Genomic DNA, 588 nt, shown 5'->3' with positions numbered 1-588 from the left:
CCGAAAGACGATTGCGTCATGCAGCAGAAGACGTTCCAGAATGCCCTCGAAAAACTGGACGGTCCTGCACTGGTGGTTGGCGGCATAGGCCCTGGCGCAACGCTGGCCTGGCGCTGGCTGACCGGACAGACTGACGACAAGGCTCAGGCCATCTCCGTGGGCTTCGCCCTTGAGCACGTGTCCAATCCGCCACCGGTGGTGGACGAAGGCGACACGCCGCCACGCATCTGTGACGTGCCGCTGCCGCAGAAAGCGCCGCACGGTCACTGGTTGGCGGCTTGGAATGATGCGCCGGATGATCCGAGCGCAGCGTTCGTAAGGGATCAGACCAACGCCGATACCAGCATCAGCGACTACGATATCCCGCTGCCACAGGTTCTGAACACCGAACTGCGTCATCTGCTGCTGGGTGAAAACGACAGCGGGGGTCTGGGTATTCCAGTCGTTGAAGTACCGGCCAGCCAACCATCCGACACCGTCACGCTATTCATGTCCGGTGATGGCGGCTGGCGCGATCTGGACAAGGTTGTCGCAGGAGATATGGCGAAAATGGGTTATCCGGTGGTCGGCATCGACGTGCTGCGTTAC

At 61.1% G+C, this 588-nt stretch carries 1 protein-coding gene; it reads left to right on the top strand.

Going from position 1 to position 588, the window contains the following annotated elements; translation table 11 throughout:
* Positions 1 to 588: AcvB/VirJ family lysyl-phosphatidylglycerol hydrolase (locus EE949_RS22420; RefSeq protein ID WP_277423372.1), on the top strand; the 588-nt coding region annotated here is incomplete at both ends.

Origin of the sequence: Pseudomonas viridiflava, from assembly GCF_900602065.1 — a bacterium.
In the GTDB taxonomy this organism is placed as follows: domain Bacteria; phylum Pseudomonadota; class Gammaproteobacteria; order Pseudomonadales; family Pseudomonadaceae; genus Aquipseudomonas.
Note: the sequence above shows the minus strand (reverse complement) of the source record. Positions and strands in the feature narration are given on the sequence as shown.